Below are 979 nucleotides of genomic sequence, written 5' to 3' on the forward strand. Positions count from 1 at the left end.
ATCAACTCCAACGTGCGAAGAACTTCCCCGACGCTTACCCCGCGCCGGATGAGCAGCAATAGGAATCAGGTGGATCAGCCGCTCCCCAAGGACGGCCTTGCGATAGTGGGCTAGGTTGTGTATGGATCTACCGTATTTGATGATTGCCATTGCTCACCTCCTGTATGATCTTGGCGACGCTTAAGCGCTCCCGTGCCATCTCCAGCCGCGCCCAGGCCCACGTAAGGGTCTCCTGGGCCACCCGCACCGCCTGGTACTGCTCGGCCAGGGTGGTGCGGGCGTGGGCTTCCCGCTCCTCGGCGTTTTTGCCCACAATCACCCCCGACAGCAAGGCCGTGGCTCGGGCAAACTCGAGGGCCTCCCTGGCTCGCTCGTGTTGAATCTGAGCGCTGGCATATTCAGCCAATGCCTTTTCCAGGTTTTCCAATTCTCTTTCCATCTTTCCCCCTTGGAGCCGCCCGCCGGAGTCGAACCGACAACCTTCTGAGTACAAATCAGGCGCTCTACCAGTTGAGCTAGGGCGGCGTGGAAGGCCGTGCGGGAATCGAACCCGCGCATGATGCTTATGAGACATCTGCTCTGCCACTGAGCTAACGGCCCCTGGAGCCACCCGCCGGATTTGAACCGGCAACCTTCCGGGTACGAACCGGGCGCTCTACCAGTTGAGCTAGGGCGGCACTAGCCCCGGCTGGGGCTTAGAAGTCTGTAGGCGGGTCAGGGGCCCTCGAGGTCGCGCCACTCCACCCACTCGCCGGGGTCGTCGGGTGGGTCGTATGCGTTCATCTGGGCTAGGGCGTTGGCTACCTCAGCGGCCAGCGCGCACAGCTCGTCCAGTCGCGCCTCCAGGCCCTCTGGTGCGACTTGCTTGGCCCACTCCAGGTATTGCAGCAAATCCAGAGCCTCTTCCAGCGCGTGCTGTAGGCGTTCTTCCAGAGGGGCCTGATTTTCGTCGAGGGTCATGCCGTAGGTCTCGAGGCCC

At 62.3% G+C, this 979-nt stretch carries 1 protein-coding gene, 3 tRNA genes and 1 pseudogene; all 5 read right to left on the bottom strand.

The features are described from left to right. Nucleotides 1-127 precede the first annotated feature (127 nt). On the bottom strand, nucleotides 128-439 hold the full coding sequence (locus tag ABWU19_RS14895; protein ID WP_435902414.1) for a hypothetical protein: 312 nt from the start codon (nucleotides 437-439) through the stop codon (nucleotides 128-130). A 10-nt stretch (nucleotides 440-449) separates the two neighbouring features. Further along, nucleotides 450-525, bottom strand: a tRNA-Thr gene (locus tag ABWU19_RS14900). 1 nt (nucleotide 526) lies between these two features. Then, nucleotides 527-600: transfer RNA gene (locus ABWU19_RS14905), tRNA-Met, on the bottom strand. A gap of 1 nt (nucleotide 601) precedes the next feature. Then, nucleotides 602-677, bottom strand: a tRNA-Thr gene (locus ABWU19_RS14910). A 37-nt stretch (nucleotides 678-714) separates the two neighbouring features. Continuing rightward, nucleotides 715-979, bottom strand: a pseudogene (locus ABWU19_RS14915) (hypothetical protein); the annotation flags it as partial.

The sequence above is a fragment of the Meiothermus cerbereus genome (genome assembly GCF_051297115.1).
Taxonomy (GTDB): Bacteria; Deinococcota; Deinococci; order Deinococcales; family Thermaceae; genus Meiothermus; species Meiothermus cerbereus_A.

Coding starts and splice junctions, on each gene's coding strand:
- ABWU19_RS14895 (WP_435902414.1), bottom strand. CDS start 439: ATGGAAAGAGAATTGGAAAACCTGGAAAAGGCATTGGCTGAATATGCC.